14 protein-coding genes are annotated in these 17,238 nt (G+C 48.7%); 2 read left to right on the top strand and 12 right to left on the bottom strand.

Annotated features, from left to right (window positions below; genetic code table 11):
- From PAT3040_RS29715 to PAT3040_RS29725, 3 genes are all read right to left on the bottom strand, one after another.
- Positions 1 to 161, bottom strand: a 161-nt coding sequence (locus tag PAT3040_RS29715; RefSeq protein WP_258235234.1) for a PspC domain-containing protein, incomplete at its 3' end; no start/stop codon positions are given.
- Entirely contained in the window at positions 149 to 835 is a 687-nt protein-coding gene (locus PAT3040_RS29720; protein ID WP_087570082.1) for a PspA/IM30 family protein, read from the bottom strand. The genes PAT3040_RS29715 and PAT3040_RS29720, both read right to left, overlap by 13 nt.
- Before the next feature lie 56 nt (positions 836 to 891).
- On the bottom strand, positions 892 to 1,188 hold the full coding sequence (locus PAT3040_RS29725) for a LiaF transmembrane domain-containing protein (protein ID WP_087570081.1): 297 nt from the start codon (positions 1,186 to 1,188) through the stop codon (positions 892 to 894).
- Positions 1,189 to 1,448: 260 nt separating this feature from the next.
- Here PAT3040_RS29725 and PAT3040_RS29730 point away from each other — a divergent pair, with 260 nt between their 5' ends.
- Positions 1,449 to 2,024 carry a C40 family peptidase gene (locus tag PAT3040_RS29730; protein WP_108995526.1) on the top strand — a complete coding sequence of 192 codons (576 nt, stop codon included), beginning with the start codon at positions 1,449 to 1,451 and terminating at the stop codon, positions 2,022 to 2,024.
- Positions 2,025 to 2,136: 112 nt separating this feature from the next.
- Here the strand turns inward: PAT3040_RS29730 and PAT3040_RS29735 are convergent, their stop codons facing one another.
- From PAT3040_RS29735 to PAT3040_RS29745, 3 genes are all read right to left on the bottom strand, one after another.
- On the bottom strand, positions 2,137 to 3,672 hold the full coding sequence (locus PAT3040_RS29735; RefSeq protein ID WP_108995527.1) for an ABC transporter substrate-binding protein: 1,536 nt from the start codon (positions 3,670 to 3,672) through the stop codon (positions 2,137 to 2,139).
- A gap of 76 nt (positions 3,673 to 3,748) precedes the next feature.
- Entirely contained in the window at positions 3,749 to 5,308 is a 1,560-nt protein-coding gene (locus PAT3040_RS29740) for a TolB family protein (protein ID WP_108995528.1), read from the bottom strand.
- A 253-nt stretch (positions 5,309 to 5,561) separates the two neighbouring features.
- Positions 5,562 to 6,317: a helix-turn-helix transcriptional regulator gene (locus tag PAT3040_RS29745; protein WP_181376917.1), complete on the bottom strand. Its 756-nt coding sequence runs from the start codon at positions 6,315 to 6,317 to the stop codon at positions 5,562 to 5,564.
- Between the two features lie 152 nt (positions 6,318 to 6,469).
- Here PAT3040_RS29745 and PAT3040_RS29750 point away from each other — a divergent pair, with 152 nt between their 5' ends.
- On the top strand, positions 6,470 to 7,552 hold the full coding sequence (locus tag PAT3040_RS29750; RefSeq protein WP_108995530.1) for a Gfo/Idh/MocA family protein: 1,083 nt from the start codon (positions 6,470 to 6,472) through the stop codon (positions 7,550 to 7,552).
- A gap of 306 nt (positions 7,553 to 7,858) precedes the next feature.
- On the opposite strand, the gene PAT3040_RS29755 is transcribed toward PAT3040_RS29750, so the two are convergent.
- From PAT3040_RS29755 to PAT3040_RS29780, 6 genes are all read right to left on the bottom strand, one after another.
- Complete coding sequence (locus PAT3040_RS29755) at positions 7,859 to 9,436, bottom strand: metallophosphoesterase (protein WP_108995531.1); 1,578 nt, start codon at positions 9,434 to 9,436, stop codon at positions 7,859 to 7,861.
- 110 nt (positions 9,437 to 9,546) lie between these two features.
- The gene (locus PAT3040_RS29760) at positions 9,547 to 11,079 is read right to left on the bottom strand and encodes an ADP-ribosylglycohydrolase family protein (RefSeq protein ID WP_108995532.1); all 1,533 of its coding nucleotides are present in this window, start codon (positions 11,077 to 11,079) and stop codon (positions 9,547 to 9,549) included.
- Between the two features lie 20 nt (positions 11,080 to 11,099).
- Positions 11,100 to 13,718, bottom strand: coding sequence for a glycoside hydrolase family 99-like domain-containing protein (locus tag PAT3040_RS29765; RefSeq protein WP_181376919.1), 2,619 nt, complete (start codon positions 13,716 to 13,718; stop codon positions 11,100 to 11,102).
- A 62-nt stretch (positions 13,719 to 13,780) separates the two neighbouring features.
- A complete protein-coding gene (locus PAT3040_RS29770) occupies positions 13,781 to 15,346 on the bottom strand; it encodes a DUF3502 domain-containing protein (protein WP_108995534.1) in 1,566 nt (521 codons plus the stop codon).
- 81 nt (positions 15,347 to 15,427) lie between these two features.
- Entirely contained in the window at positions 15,428 to 16,297 is an 870-nt protein-coding gene (locus PAT3040_RS29775; RefSeq protein WP_108995535.1) for a carbohydrate ABC transporter permease, read from the bottom strand.
- A gap of 12 nt (positions 16,298 to 16,309) precedes the next feature.
- Entirely contained in the window at positions 16,310 to 17,230 is a 921-nt protein-coding gene (locus tag PAT3040_RS29780) for an ABC transporter permease (RefSeq protein ID WP_258235231.1), read from the bottom strand.
- Between the last annotated feature and the right edge of the window lie 8 nt (positions 17,231 to 17,238).

Genomic DNA, 17,238 nt, shown 5'->3' on the forward strand with positions numbered 1-17,238 from the left:
AGGTAGATAAAGATGACGGTACCGCTCGTAAAGATCGTCACGACGACAAGCAGAATCCGGAGCAAAGTAGCATCAACGTTTAACATCTCGCTGAGTCCGCCGCACAGACCCAGCAGCTTTTTGTCGCGCGTAGAGCGATATAATTTTCTCAAGATGACCATCCTTCCTTCTGAAGTTTACGCTTCAACTCATCCAGCTCTCGATCGATCACCGATTTAACCGTGCTTCCAAGGCCAGAGCCGTCCATTTCATGCCCCATTCGGCGTACGTCCCGGATGCTCTTTGCTTCCGTCTCCAGGTCGTTGATGCGATCCTCCATCCTGCGGAACATCGCCCCTGGCTGCGGGCCGCTCTCTCCATAACCGCCGAAGCGGCTGTTCAAGCGTTGCTGCAGCCGGATGGATTCCATGCGTGCCGCATAATATTCGCGTTTGTCATAGACCGCTTGATATTCGCTGCGCATCTCGCGAAGCTGTTCTTCCAGCTCCAATGTATGCTGTCTGCTCTGTTCGAACAAATCCTTGTATTGAGCCGCTCGTTCATCAGCCGTCGCCTTCTCGTGAAGCGCGAACCTCGCCATATTCTCTTCGCCCGCCTTGAGGGCGGTCATCGCTTGCTGTTCGCGGCGTTCCTTCTGCGATTCGGCCTGCAGCCACTGAGCTCTCAGGTGATTGGAATGATTCGTATATTGCTGATGCAGCTTCTCTGCCTGAATGATATCTTCCCTGGTGGACCAGAGGAATTGATCGATCATCCGAACCGGATCCTCGGCCTTCTCCAGCCTTTCGTTCAGCGTTGCGACGGTGATGTCGCGAATTCGTCTTACGATGCTCATCTCTGTATCCTCCTCGAAGGTTCCGAGCGGCGTATCAGCCGCTCATCCGCCTTTCCTTAATATGTTCTCCGATTTCCGCCTTTGAACAACGATACGCCTGCTACAACCAATCCGATTGCCAGGATCAGCATCAGCAGACCGCCGAGCTTGCCTAGCAGCATGATGCCGCCCAATCCGATTAGAATGCCGCCGATCAGCCTTTTGTTATTCATCCACCCCAGAATACCGAAGCCCACTAGAATAAACGGAATCAGGAAGCCGATAATCCGGCCGAAGTCGATGTTCAGAAAGTTCAAGGCAGCTAGTCCGCCTACGATAATCAGTAATACGCCAAGTGCGCTTTTTCCATTCATCTCCAACTTTCTCTCCTCTCTACAATTAGAATTTCTTCATATTCGCTTCCGCGTTAAATCTTGTTGCTCTTGCTTATGTACTTAGTATAGATGGTTTAAAGCCTTGGCAAAACAGACTTTCGGCACTTTCTGAACTAGACTTTGGTCGAGTCGCCAACCCGTCTTAAGAAGCGGAATTGGGTAAAGATCCAGTTTTTGCAGGTTATAAACGCTTTCCTGCCATGTTACGGTATAGCTATCAACCAGGAGGTGCATAATACATGACAACTACGAAACACCATATAATCAAGAAAAGCCTGATCGCCAGCGTAGTCGCAACAGCCTTGCTGACAACCGGAGTCGTCCCGCTTCCAATCGATGGACATGCCCATGCCGCTACGGCAAGCGCATCCAAATCTTCGAAAATCGAAGCAACGATCAAGCTCGGCGGCAAATATATGGGTACGCCTTACGAGTTCGGCTCGAACCGCAGCACAACGCGGACGTTTGACTGCTCCGACTTCGTAAAGCATATCTATAAGCAGGCAACAGGGGTAACCATCCCCGGCTCGTCCGCAACCCAAGCTGCGTGGGTGAAAAAAAATTCTACCGTAAAGACAAGCTGGTCCAGCCTGAAGCGCGGCGATCTCGTGTTCTTTATGTCTTATAAAGGTTCTTCCGCATCCAGCTACAGCAAATTAAGCAAGTCGAAGCAGAAAGTGACGCATGTCGGTCTCTACCTGGGCAACGGCCGCATTCTTCACACCTACTCCAAGAAAAGCGGCGGCGTACGCGTCGACTCCGTCAAGGGCACGCAGTGGGAACACCGCATGATCTTCGGCGGCAGCGTCCTCTAAAAAATTGCTTCTATTATAAGTATGCACTCAGCAACAACCAATAACGCCGCGGCGCGCGATCTTTCGCGTTCCGCGGCGTTTCTGCGTCTGCTGACCGCATAGCCGTCAGATTCTATTTTGCCGCCAGATAAGCATCGAATTGCCTCTGCTTCTCTTTGATAATCCGGGCGATCCCCGCCGACTTCAGCTTTTCTTCGTATTGCGGCAGCACATGGTCGATATCCACCGTGCCGGTATCCAGCGCATTCAAGTACTGACGGTCCACGTTAACGACGGCTGCCACCTCGGCTTTGACAGGAGCGCTGTCGAAGACGAAGCCCAGTCCTGGAGACAGATGCGCCCCTTCGTTAAACGCCCGGAACTTCTCCCATTTGTCCGGATCTTCGGTATCCCATACGTCGTTCAGGAACTGATTGCCGAACATCCAGTTCGAAGAAGGATTGTAGTCCTGCGTACGGTCCGTTTGTCTAATGATGCCGTCTCCCGCTTGTTCGTAATGCATGCCCTTAATCCCGTAGTTGACCAAATTGTTGAGATCGCGATCCGTATGAAGAAGATTGATCCACGCCATGGCCAGATCCGGCCGCTGCGACGTCGAAGAGATGCCCAGCATGGAGCCCGCCGTCTCCGAGGTGGAGATCGTCTTGGCATTCAGCTCTCTCTGCGCCAGCTTGCCGACCAGCCCGGTCGCCATGGCAATCTCCTCAGCCTTGCCTGGCTTTAGCGAAGATGTAATGGAGAATACGCTGCCGCCCATTAAAGCGTCCATATTCATCGTACTGTTGGTGACCGCATCGTTATTAATGTAGCCCTTCTGATAGAAATCGCGCGTAATGCGCAGCGTCTCCACATATCGTTCCGTCTCATAATTCGGTTTAACCTCGGTACTGTCTCCGTCCTTGAGCAGGATGCCGGGGATCGACGTATCGCCGAGCGCGTCATAGTTGCCAATGTAATGAGCATTGAATGTCTCGCCTTGCCTCATATAGATGGGAGTCATGTCCGGCTTCATACTCTTAACTCGGGCGAAGACGGGCTCCAAGTCCGCAATCGTGTGGACGAGAGACATATCGATATCCAGTTCCTCCGCGATATCCTTCCGGTAGATTATGCCCCCCTGTGCGGCCAACTCCTTGTTGGTGGGTACGCCGTAATTGCCTCCATCGATCTTGGAACCGCTCAAGAAAGCGGGATCCAGACTGGACAGAATGCCTTCCCCATAGCGATCCAGCAGCTCCGAAAGCTCCAGAAATGCCCCCTTGGCGACATTGACCGCATGTTTGTTCCATTGCGCCGTAAAGATGACATCCACCTTCTCGCGGGAAGCAATCATCAGATTGATTCGGTCCTCCCACTGTCCCCAATCAATGGGCATCAGATCGATCCTGGCGTCCAGCTTGCCCTTAAGGTAGTCGTTAATAGCAGCTTCTACCGCCGCCTCATCCTTCTGACCCGCTCCCGTATACACGAATTTGATCGTGTACGGTCCTGCCGTCTCATGAGGCTGATCCGTGGACGCATCGCTTCGAAAAGCGCTTTCATTTCCATTGGGGGAAGAACAGCTTCCAAGCAGCAACAGATAGGAGAGCATCATTGGCGCCAACAGCAGAGCGCGAACAATCGAACCTTTCGAGTGTCTCCACGGCATCGACGCTCTCCCCCATCTTTTTCCGTTTCATTCCAGCTACTTCTATTTTAATGGATCACAATCAAAAAGCAATATATCAGTCCATTCGAATGTAGACCATATCCTCCGTGACGATCCAATTCTCTCCCGCGAAGCTTATCTCCCGTACATTCTCTTGCAAAACGAGGCTCTCCTTCTCAATTCCCCGAGTGTCATCCTTTCCTTCCCAATGCAGAAGAGTGCCTCCTAGTTGGGACGCCGCCTCAATCCAAGCTCTTTTTGAAGCCTCATTAGAGGATTGCTTCGCCCAAGCTCCGCTGTCTGACAGAAGCACGTAAGTATGGCTGTCCAAATCTACCAGCAGCAGCGGCTCCCGCAGACCTGGCCTGCTCTTAAAGAGAGAAGCGAGCTCGAGTTTCTCGCCCGGCAGTCTATCCGCGTTTGGCTGTAGAGCCGTCAACCCGCCGGTCGGCAGATGAAGAAGCAAGAAGCTGACGCTATCCGGTACAAGCGATGCAGAAGCGCCCTCCACATCATAGAAACGCAGCACCGCATACTCATCCTCTGCCCCGAGCCATCCGGCAACCTCAACGAATTGCCCCTTGCTCCGATCGAACATGATGCTCTGTCCATTTCCTTCCCTCGTATAGATGTTCAGCTTGTTCATCGCCTTTAGCGAGAATTCGGAGTCCTCATAAATAACAGGGTTTTGCTCGGAGGTGGATGAGTCATCGAATATGGCGTACTTTCCGTTCGGGCTCCAATAAAACCAGCCGCTTTGCCCCCTGATGGCCTCCGAAGAAAAAGGGACGGTTGATCGTTCGTTCCCTTCTAAATCGAGCAACACGAATCGACTATTGTCACTGTCCAAATGCCAGATCAATTCGCCGTCCGGCGATACCGATGTTAGAAAAAAAGGCCAGCTATGCTTCGTTTGTTTCGGCAATTGCCGTACTTCGCCGTCCGCTATGTCTATCACCCAAAGCTTTCCTTCCGAATAGCTGTTTAACACGAGTGATTCTCCGGATGCCGTCATCCATCCCGGCGCAAAATGCTCCTCTTGGGATATCGAGTCCAATTCCCGGATTGCGGGTACGATTACGGTCTTTTCGCCGGATGTAATATCCAGTTTTTCTACACTATAGGATTGAACGGCTCCTTCGTCGTTCGCGTCATGAACAGCGATATACAGCAAATGGCGGCTGTCCAGCATGCCGTAGCCTTTCGCTATCGAGTGAGCCGCATAGCTGTCATTGATTATGGCGCTGAAGAGCGGATAGGTCCGAAACTCTCCGCTATCGGGATGGATGACTGCGGCGATGGCTCCATACCGGACACCATGTTTTAGCGGCTCATTGCTTGTAAGGACATGTACGACATACGACGTCCCTTCGTCGCTGGCTGCCGTGAACAGTTGAAAGGGATTGTATGTCCCATCGGTTGCGAGCCGGAAACCATTCTCCGTTTCCAGTTTCTCAACCGTTCCTATAGACTCATTCTCGACCGTCGGGCTTGGAGTCAAGGACATGGCAGGCGATGTCTGCACGGTCGGCTGCGCGTTTGACGCATCCGGCTCTTGCTCCGTCACCTCCCCTTTGCAGCCCATGACGATCAGATTTACACATAATAGTAGTATAATGACACCAATTTGTTTCACGCTGCCCCTCCCTCTGAAATCTCCTTCCATACTGCCATCACAAGCGAAAATAATGCTGTCGAACCAGTAAAGAGAAGAAGGACATCAGCTTTTAATAGAGAAATTGTTCGCCACAAACCACAATTTCCAGTTAAAGGAGATGTCCCACTCTCATGGTATCCCTCTACATGCCGATCGTCAAGTTCCCCTCAACTTGGTCACTTGTTTGCCCTCATCCACGGGGCATCATACTTTGTGCTGGACACGCGTTATTTTATGTCAAAATTCCGCGTTCTTTCATCCACATCTGAGGACTTATCCCCATCTCCGCCTTGAATACCCGGGAGAAATAATAAGAGTCGTCATATCCGACCAGAGAGGCCACCAGCTTGACGGACAGTTGATCGCTGCCGCTTTTCTCGAACAGCCGCTTGGCGAATTCGATCCGCAGACCGGTCAAATATTGAATCGGCGTTTTCCCCGTCGCCTGCTTGAACATTCTGCGCAAGTAATCGGCTGATACTGGGAACTGGGCCATACAGCGATCCAGCCGGAAGCTCGCCTGACCGAGATTGGCGACCAGCGCCTCCTCCAATTGCTCCACCATGCCGTGTTTCCTCTGCCGGGACATTAGCGCCAGCGAATACGCATACACTGCGTTCAATAGCTGCTCGGTCAGCTCCTTCCAGCGGTTGCGCTTGAGGTGGTACTCCTTATACAGCAACTGCAGCAGCACGCCGATATCCCGGCTTTGCGTATCCTTGAGCGCAACCACACCGCCTCCGAAGGGCAGGTCAAATTCCGATAAGGTAAAAAAAATATTGCCATAACCATCCCCGGAATGCTCGCTGTGCGGCGTACCCGGCGGCAGACAGAACATGTCGCCCGGCTCGAACGGCACATCCCCTTGCTCCAACCGCAGAATACCGCTTCTTTCGGTAAAATATATAATTTCCCATACCGGATGAACATGCTGGTAAATGGACACGGTTGTGGTCGGCGTAATGCCGATGCCTAGCAGCCCCCTCATTGTCGTTCCCCCTTGACTTTTTATCCTCATTCCTCGTCCAGGTCTGTTTTATCCATCAATATGTCTGGAATCTTCATGTTCAATATATCGTTTTGAATATACGCTGGGATTAACGTTTTTTCCAATCCTTCTGATGCAAAGGAGTTTTTTCGATGAAACGATTAAATGTTGGAATTATCGGTCTGGGCGAAGTCGCGCAAACGATTCATCTGCCCGTGCTGGATCTGTATCCCGAGCAGTTCCGCATCGCGGCATTATGCGATGTTTCCCCAGGGTTGCTGCAATATTTCGGAAACAAATACGGAGTTGAACAATTGTACGAAGATGCGCTGGAACTGGTCCAACAACCCGATCTTGACGTCGTTTTTGTCATCAACAGCGATGAATATCACAGCGAATGCGCCATCGCCGCCGTAAACGCAGGCAAGCATGTACTTGTGGAAAAGCCGATGTGCCTGACGTCTTCCGAAGCGGATGCCATTATCGAAGCGCGGGATCGGAACGGCGTCAAAGTAATGGTCGGTTATATGAGACGATACGCTGCCCCGTTTGTGCAGGCCGTGCAGGAGATCAGGGACATTGGCCCGATCCATTACGCGAGAGTGCGCGATATTATCGGCCAGAACTCTTTGTTTATCGCTCCGGTTCATCGCGTTTTGCGTTTTGAAGATATTCCGCAGCGGCTCTGGCATGACCGGAAGGAGCGCGCCGAATCGGCGCTGCACGAGGCGGTCGGCGAAACAGCCGATTCCGAATACGCTTCGGTGTACCGCATGTTATGCGGCCTGTCGAGCCACGATCTGTCCGCTATGCGCGAGATGCTCGGCATGCCCAGCGGCGTGCTGGGCGCCAAGCTGTCGCGGAATGGCGCGTTTTTCCTTAACGTCATCTTCGATTACGACACCTTTACGGTTACGTACGAAACCGGCGTGGACGAGCAGGGACGGTTCGACGCCCATCTGGAAGTATACGGCGCGCGCAAGTCGCTGCGCGTGCAATACGATACGCCGTATTTGCGCGAGCATGCGGTCACGCTCCACGTCGTCGAATCGAACGGGCCGCATTATACCGAAAGCGTACACCGCCCGACCTTAAAGGATCCATACAGGTTGCAACTTGAATATTGGTACGATGCGATTACGCAGGATTTTGCCCCCAAAACGTCGCCGGAAGATTTCAAGCAGGATCTTTCGCTGTTCCGCATGATTATCGAAGTGCTCAAGCGCGGCAACTGACGCCCGTAAAGCGCATGAACTGCTACCAAAAACGAGGTGATGCACATTGAGAAAAATACAAGCTTGCGTCGTTGGCACGGCTTTTATCGGGTTGGCGCATATCGAAGCGCTGCGCCGGCTGCAGAGCCATGAAAGCGGCGCCTGGGTTGCCGTGCCGGATTGAGCCAACAGGCCGGCATCACTAACCGCCAACCCAGACCCGCCAAACCATGGACGCCCTCCCCTGCTGCCGACCGCGACCTTGAAATCGCTGTCAACATAGCTGGGGAGGGCTTTTATGCATAGGCTTGAAGGTAATGATTGACCTTACTTGCTCACTCTGATGTCGCTTACAAAAAAGGTCCCTGTATAATCGGGCGGAATACTAAAGAGCATTTCCCCCAGATCGTTGGTATCAGAATGATAGTAATTAAAGGTTCCTCTTGATACATCGTCAACAAAGACCTCAAACGTCTTGTTATTCTGGTTCAGCTTAACAACAATGTGATACCACTGGTTTGCCACAAAAGTCTGTACATTGGTCCAAGCATTAACCTTGATATTACCATTTTCGAAAGCTACAATAGATGCTATTTTTAATGCGTCATAGTTTCTCACCATAATTTGCTTGATACCAGCCGTTTCCTGAGGCAGGACCCATGTATCGTATGTTACAATACCTGAAGTCTGTGAAGTGAATTTTTTCATGCCTGCCGCGTAACCGGTGGTACCCAATTTTTGCAGCCTCATGCTCTTTTCCGATACGCTTGGAAAAGATTGCACCGTTGCGGTTCCGCCCGAGGTGTTCAAAATCCAGTTGGCAGGTGCTACTCCATCAGCTTGTGAATTGAATTCTTCATACATCAGGTAAGTCGGCGTGGATGAGGGCGGGACAAAATTCAAACCGCTGAATGTCCAATTGTATTGCGTCCACTCGTATCCATCCAACGGCGCATAAAACCTGGTGCTGGCGGTGCCGTTGACCGCATCGATCTCCAGTAGTTGAACAGGATTGTTTGTACTGCTGTGGAAGGCTCCCACGATCGATACGATTTTATTGCCGTTTACACCGGTATCTTCGCGTTTTGCGGCAAGGCCTGTGTGGCCGCTAAATACGAACTTGATATTGGGATATAACTTGACCAGGTTGTCATAAACATACTGCGGCGAATTGGCGCCATATCCTCCATTGGATTGTTCAATGTTGCCGCTCCCCGTTAAATAGGAATGTGTTTGAATGATTACGTTATAATCCGGATGATTTTCGACAACGCCTTTTGCCCAATTGACCGCTGCCGTACGCGGCCAGAGCTCCAGAGTAAGCACCAACCATTTTTTCCCTTCTGCCTCGAAGGTTTGATAGGCGTTATCCACCTTGTTTGCTTCAAATGTCACTATACCGGGATAGCGCGATACAGGAAAAGCGGCGTTAAAAGCGGTCGTATCGCGAACAAGGGCAGGAATATTGCCGCCCGGTACTGCAGAACCGCCGATATAGACCGCCGCCGTATCATGATTGCCAATACTAAGCTGGCTGCGAATATTGACATTGTCCAACACCGCTATAGCGTCGGATGCAATTGGCAACTGATCGGGATCGTATGCAGGCCAATTTGCTACGTCGCCGGTATGGATAACAAAACGCAAATCCAAGTTATTTTTGTTATTAGCCAAATATTGTGTTCGGTTCTTGAACCATTCTCCTTGGACAGGAGCTGAATATTCCACTTCATTTTGAGTGTCGGGGATGATCGCGATTGTAAATTTCCCATCCACGACCGGGTCTGCCGACGCGGTCGGCGCTAAACTCATTGCTATTAACAGAAACACCAGAATGGGCAAAAGCACCGCCCTCTTGGCCACTCCTTGATTTGACAATTTCTGCTTGCCTGAATTTATACGCATCACAAATTCCTCCTCTTTTGAGATGTGTAACCTTATTACTGAAATAAGATACGGGCCTGACTACTTGTCGATCGGCGTCACCTCTTCCGAATGATAGAAATGCAGTCCCCCTACGAAAGGGCATCACCTCCTCCATTTACCAAAACAACGGGAACCAACATCACAGTATGCCTTCCTTCAAGCGTAAACTCGACAACAAAACGGTTAATATTTTGTTCAACCAGCTCCAGCTCTATTTCGAAATATAACTGTTTTCTCCATCCCTCATACCATGGGTGACTAATAAATACTCGGGTTTGCCTGGAAGGAAATACATGGCAACGTTCAGGCGTATACCATCGTACATTCATAATCTCGGAAATTTTGTACGTGTTCTCCACCGTAAAAATTAGCTTTTTTCTTATTCCGGCTTGAATCGAAGGACCATCTGAGTAATCCACATGAATGTTGTAAAAATCAAACCGGTATACCGGGCCGCTCGAATATCGATAGACATCCAAAAAGTTTGGTTTGGCAAGCAAATTTGCTTTTGTCTCCACTGTCGAATCCTCGGGGGTATCTTCCACAAACAAAAGCGGCAAATCAAATTCTGCGATTACTCGCCTTGCAAGCTTTTCTACACGGGTTGTTAATTCGTAAATATCTCTTGGAAGCTGACTCCCATATGACCCCAATTCGCCAAGGTTCAGGCATGCCGTCACAATTTTGTCGCCAATGGGCTCAATCCATCCTTCGGGGATCGCTTCAAATCCCTCAATAATGCCAAATATCGCACCGATCGTAGCGGCTGTGCAATCCGTATCTTCTCCGCAATTGACGGCCGTACAGATTGATTTGGCAAAATCGCCTTCCCCGTAAATGAGCCCAAGAACGGTTATTCCAATGTTTGCCGGCACATCCCAACCAAGCGGACCTTCCCGGTACCCTTTGGCCTCGTCTTCGGTGGATATATCGCTCCATGAATACATCCATCCCCTGAAATGGATCAGCAGTTCTTCCCTTGCTTCTTCCCACGTTTGACCTGAATCATAACATCCGATCACATGTCTTACAGCACGCGCTACACCGCAGTCGGACGGGATATAGGATAAGCCGATTTCAATTAATGTTCGGACATCCGATTCAACAAAAGCCGCGCTTTCAAGCGCTGCGCAAAACACTTCTGCGTAAACGCCTTCCCCATCCCCGTGGTCGACAATCGCATCTTCATAAGCATAATAGGCCGCCCTGTCCGGGCATCCAGGAGCGATGCACGCCCATATCTCCGAACGGATATATGCGCCGCAGCTGTTCTTGAACGGATTATTTTCCGTTCCGCATAGCGGCGGCATCAGTCCGGATTTCATATTAATTTTGGCATTGCCATACTCCGACCAGTAGGGGGTCACGTAAAGCATCCAATATTCCCCCAATAATCTTGCATCAACCCGAACCCCTTGTTCCTCCATAGCAATAAGCCAAAGAAGCTGAAGATCCAAATCATCGTTTGGCAGCGGATTGCCATTCAACTGTTGCGTGTAGAATGCAACGTTATTTTTCTGGCGTTTAAACTCAAATGGAGCTCCCAAGGTACCGCCGATATTTTTCCCCATCCAACATCCCAAAACTTTGTTTCGAAACTCATTCAAATTTATATTTGTCATATGCCCTCCAAGTGACGAGATCACTTAACCACGTTGACGCTGCTTACATACAGGGAGCCCATATAACCTGGCGAAATCACATACAACACCTCGCCTACATTGGACATGCCGGTATTGTAAAAATCAAATGTTCCTTTGGAAGTTCCATTAACCAGCACCTCGTATTTCTTGGCAGAAACGTTTAATTTAAGGGTAATGCGGTACCAGGTGTTGGCTGAGAAGGATTGCAGGTTATGGGTTATGTTAGCGGTAATATTGCCGTCAGTGAAAGCGACTAATCCCGTAATGCCATTACCGGCATAATCCCTTACCATAATCTGCTTCGTGCTGCCCGTCTCCGTCACCATCACATAACTATCGACGGACACGATGCCTGCAGTCTGTTGCGTAAAGCTTTTGCTCGCCGCGGCATAATTGGAGTTGGCTGCAGATTTATACATTCTCATGCTCTTATCCGCTGAACTTGGAACGTTTTGAATCATTGCCGTGCCGCCGGATGTATTTAACGTCCAACCAGTCGGCGGAGATCCTGCAGTGCCGGCGTCAAAATTGTCTGTTAACAAGGTACTGGATGTAGTCACGACGACATCGCTTACATGCAACGAACCCTGATAACCCGGCGAAATCACATATAACACCTCGCCGACATTGGATACATTTGATTGATAGAAATTAAATGTTCCTTTGGAAACGTCATCTATCAAGACCTCGTAGGTTTGGGCGGAAACGTTTAATTTAAGGGTAATGCGATACCATGTGTTGGCTGAGAAGGACTGCAGGTTATGGGTTACGTTTGCGGTAATATTGCCGCCAGTGAAAGCAACCAATCCCGCAATGCCATTACCGGCGCTGTCTCTTGCCAAAATTTGCTTGGTGCTGCCTGTCTCCGGAACCATCACATAACTATCGACGGACACGATGCCTGATGTCTGCTGCGTGAAGTTTTTGCTCGCCGCGGCATAATTGGGGTTGGCTGCGGATTTATACATTCTGATGCTTTTATCCGCCACACTGGGAGCGTTTTGAATCATTACCGTGCCGCCGGATGTATTTAACGTCCAACCAGTCGGCGGAGATCCTGTAGTCCCTGAATCAAAGCTGTCTGACAGCAAGGTGTTGGTTGTTGTATTGGGTACAACAAAAGTGCTTACCGATTGTGTGCGATTCACTCCATTGACGGTGTAGCTTACATTAACGGTAATCGGGAACTTCGTCCATGCGGTTCCGCTTTCCGCAACAACCGTAAACTCCGAATCTTTCACCGCTCCAGGCGCCAGTCCCCCAAGACTGGTATTCGATGATCCGGTTATGGCCCATCCGCCCGCATTTAATGAAAGGTTTCCCGAAGCAATGTTTGAATTGTAATAATTTTTCGATTTCACTTTAATCTTGAACGATTGCCCCGGCGACAAAGCATATTGATCGGGATAAGCTTCTATCCTGAGATCCGGTGCAATATCGGTTAATCCAAGCTGTTGAACCTTCGCTTTGTAAGCCGTATTGCTGAGCCCAAACACGTCTTGAATAGCATTGACGTAACCATATCCGAATAACGTCGTTGGCTCAATCACCCCGCCTTCCCCCAGCTCATTCCATGCATAAAGGGTAGCCATATTCCTCGCGGCAGGGTGGTTGTCCAGATAGGTTTTAACCTGTTGCAACGTAGTTCTGAATTTCCCGGGATCAGGCTTTGTGTAAACCTGGGCTACGGGCGCGTCAACATACCCGGTACCTCTCCATGGTCTAGGATCGAAGCCGGATATGGCCCCAGGCACCATGGTATAACCATCATAGATGGACACAAAATTATTCCATGCATCGGAATAAGCCGTATAATCATCCGGTACATAATCGGTTAACCCAATGCCTGCGAGGTTTAAGGGCAAAAAACCATCATAACCTTGAGTCATGTAATTGCTTAAATTACTGTACCCGTCATACAGAATCCATGGATCGCCAAGTCCATTAATAAGGCATTGATCACGCAAATAGTCCATGGCATCTTTTACCCCTGCGTTTGTTCCCCCGAGTCTGCCAATAAGGTCGCCGAAAAATCCAATAATAGGTCTTCCGTCTGACGTTTTTTTGTAGGAGGGGCTTTTCATATGCTGGATAAACGAAGGTACCATAAAGTTGTACCAGTCACTCTCGGGCCAAATCCCGTCCGCGACAAAATAAATGTAATAGTCCATCAAATCTTTGTATGGCGAAGCTGCAAAGTTATTGATATTTTGTCCGGGTCGTTCCTCGCCGCCATTCCAGTCCCAATAAAAATAAAAGGCAAAATGGTCAATCCCGCGACTTGCCGCTTGCAAGATATGCTGGTCCAATACGGCTTGCTGCCGGTCATCATACCAGCCTAACAGCGGCTCCCTGTCTGCGATCGGTCCGTATCCCCACGGTCCAGGTCGTGTAAGCGTATCCTTGATGCCGCCGAACCAATCGCTCCTTCCGTACAGATTCAACGATCTTTCCAACATGTAGGTTGATAATTCAGGGTTCCAATCCGAAAAATAATAGACGCCAATATCATAAGGTCCAGCTGCCTTCGCTTTGTCGGGAACAAAATTGACCATACAAAACAGGATTAACAGCACAACAATGATTGCGGTTGATGTTTTTTTCCACCAGTCCAACATATTGCACCCTCCCATGTAGAGCCGATAGACAAACCTTGCGGTCAGTCTATCGGCAGCCTCTTTTATTTACCGTTTTCCGCTTTCCAGGTATCATATTGCTTGTAGATTTCGTCCATAATTTTATCCAATCCGGCATTTTCGGCCCGAGCTTGCGCTTCATCCAGCAGTTTATCCGGATCCGGCGAGGTGCCCGTATCCAAGATCGGAATGATTTCATCAATAATCGCCTGAACCTGGCTTACCTCCTGCTTCACCGGTTCCGGATCAAAATTAAAGCCTAACAGCAGCGAAACCGTGGACGACTCATTGTCGGCTTTCATCGTCTCCAGCGCTTCGGCGGAATTCCAGTTGGATGGCCATTGATCAAACAAAGGTCCAATCCACGGATGCCAAACGGCCCATGTAGCTTCGGCATTGGTCTGCACGGTCGGATTATCGGTGCCTTGCCCCGACACTACGGTGTAGTCATCGCCTTCAAGTCCGTATGCCAACAAGTTAAAGAAACTTTTATCGGCATAAATAAGATCCAACAACATCATGGCTCTTTCGGGATTTTTCGAAGTTTTACTTATAGCCGTGCCAGTGCTCTGCACGCTGGCTGTCGAGATGATCGATCGGGCATACAGAGACTCGTAGGCGGGAAAGCCATACAAGGATGTAGCCTTCGAACCATCTTCTGAATAGGCGCCCGGGCTTGGCATAACCGCGTATTTCCCGGATTTCCCTTCCAAGGTTCTGTCCGTTTTTGTTGCAGCGTCTTTGGCGATATACCCCTTTTTATAGAAATCGCTTAAAGTACGGTATACTTCCCTCGCGTCTTCGTTATCGAAGCTGGATTTGATTTGCCCGTCATCCAAATCATAATAAGCGAATGAATTCAGGTAATCCTTATTGTCATCCAAAGTAATCAGACCAGGCGTTGAAGTGCCGATCGCGAGCAATGGCGTAATGCCAGGTTCGTTCTCCTTGATCGTTTGCAAGAAGGGTTCAATATCCTTCAACGTATGTGCGTTTTTATAATCGAAGTTATATTTATCTACCAATTCCTTGCTGTATGAGAAAGAGAAAGTTTGCGCATAGGTCATTTCATGTGCAATTGCATATTTCTCCCCAGAAAAAGATACAGCCGGCCAATACCTTGGTTCAATTCGTTGCAAAATATGTTGGCCGTATTGCTCAAGGAGATCGTTTAATGGCACAAATGCTCCTTTCGATACATTGTTGGCCAATTTATTGGACCAATTTGTTGTAAACACAAGATCATATGGTTCCCCCGAAGCCGACATCAGTCTCATCTTTTCATCGAAAGATCCCCAGTCAACGAATTGGAAGGTCAAGCTGGCATTGATCTTTTCCTTCAACCGTCGATTGACTTCTGCCATTACGTTATCCTGATTTTTCTGCGGTGTAATTGGAGGCGGCATATACCAGGTTAATTCAACAAACTCCAACGGTGCATCGGATCCCTTATCTGTGTTGGCAGTTGCTGTTGCCGTGGTTTCCGGGGAAGACCCAACCGGATCGATTTCCCCTTCGGGCTTGCTGCATGCCGACAAAATCATGCTGACGGCAAGCACAACGATCAGAACCCACATGAACCCCTTTTTTTTCCCCATTAATCTTAACATCGTTTTTCCTCCCTGTTCCTCGATATGTGATTTTTGTTAACAGGCAATACCCCCAGGCTTGCGAGATGTACCCGCGTTAACCTACCCCTTGATGGAGCCCAATGTTAAACCTTTGACAAAATACTTTTGGAAAAATGGAAAGATAAACAACATCGGACCTGCCGCCAGTACACTCATCGCCATTCGAGCCGATAATGTCGGGATGTTCAACCGATCGATATTGAGATATTGCCTTGCCATTTCCGTATTGAGAAATTCCAAATTACGCATAACCCGTATAAGTAAAAACTGCAATGAAAATAAACTTTCCTTGTCAATAAACAACATGCTCAGCCACCAATCATTCCAATACTGCAATACCAGGAACAAGCCGACGGTAGCAAGCGCCGGTTTGGAAATCGGCAATACGATCTGCACAAAAATTTTAAACTCGCTAGCGCCGTCGATCTTGGCGGATTCGACCAGCCCTTTGGGCAAGCTTTGGAAAAAGCCCTTCATTAGCAGAACATACCAGGCAATAACGAGATACGGCACAATGAGAGCGAATATCGTATCTTTCATATTCAGCCAGCGCGAGATCAGAATGTAGCTCGGAATCAGCCCTCCGTTAAACAGCATCGTGAAAAACACATAAAAGGTAAGCTTGTTTTTGTATTTATAATCATTTCTGGTCAAAACATAAGCAATCGTCGCTGTTAGCCATAGTCCGACAATTGTACCCACGATGGTAACGATGATAGTTACGATATAAGAATTGATCAGCTGTTGCGGATCTTTCAAAATCACTTCATACGCCAGCAATGTTATTTTTTTCGGTATAAACGTGTAGCCTTGAAGGATGATGTCTTTCTCATACATTAGGGAAGAGGAGATGATTAGCAAAAAAGGCAACAGGCAGGCTATCGCAATCGATAGCAGAACGATATGCGGTATAAGATTATTTGCTTTCATTTTGGCACCACCTTAAAACAGAGAATTATCCGGATTCACCTTTTTAACAACCCAATTCGAAGCCAATACCAATACAAATCCGACAATAGATTGGTAGAACCCCGCTGTTGCAGCCATACTAATATCTCCAAGCGATTTCAACGCCCGGTAAACATAGGTGTCAATGACATCCGTTGTGGAATATAACTGCGACGAATCAAGCGTAACGTTATAAAACAACCCAAAATCCCCGTAAAAGATTTTCCCGATGGACAGGATCACAAGAATGGAGATCAACGGTTTAAGCAACGGCAGCGAAATATACCAGGTTTGTTGAAGTCTGGTTGCGCCATCGATTCTGGACGCCTCGTAAAATTCAGAATCAGCGCCCATCAATCCCGTGTAATAGATGATTGCGCCATAACCGGCGCCTTTCCAGATTGAAATCAGGACAAGAATATAAGGCCAATACTGGGGTTCGCTATACCACATAATCGGTTCCTTCCCGAAGAACTCCAGCATTCGGTTAATGAAGCCGTTTTCCATATCCAGAAACGCCCGGAAAGCATAAGCCGCTACAACCCATGATACAAAAAAGGGAATAAACAGCATCGTTTGGTATAACTTGATGTATTTCCGAGCAAGTTCAAACAATAGCAGAGCAAGAATTAATGAAATGACCGTACCGAATACGATAAATAAAGCGTTCATCACAACCGTATTTCTGGTGATTCGGATAATGGCATCGGAATTAACCAAAAATTTAAAATTTTCAAAACCTGCCCATGGACTGCGAAAAAAACCATCACGATAATTGTAGTTTTTGAAAGGCAACACCAAACCGTATAAGGGAATGTAGCAAAAAATAAAAATGAAAATGATGGACGGCAAGGCAAGCAACGTCAGTTCAAAATTTTTCTTAAAATCTTTGATCGCTTTCATAAGCTGTGACAATGGGTTGC

This window comes from Paenibacillus agaridevorans, assembly GCF_003112455.1.
Taxonomy (GTDB): domain Bacteria; phylum Bacillota; class Bacilli; order Paenibacillales; family Paenibacillaceae; genus Pristimantibacillus; species Pristimantibacillus agaridevorans.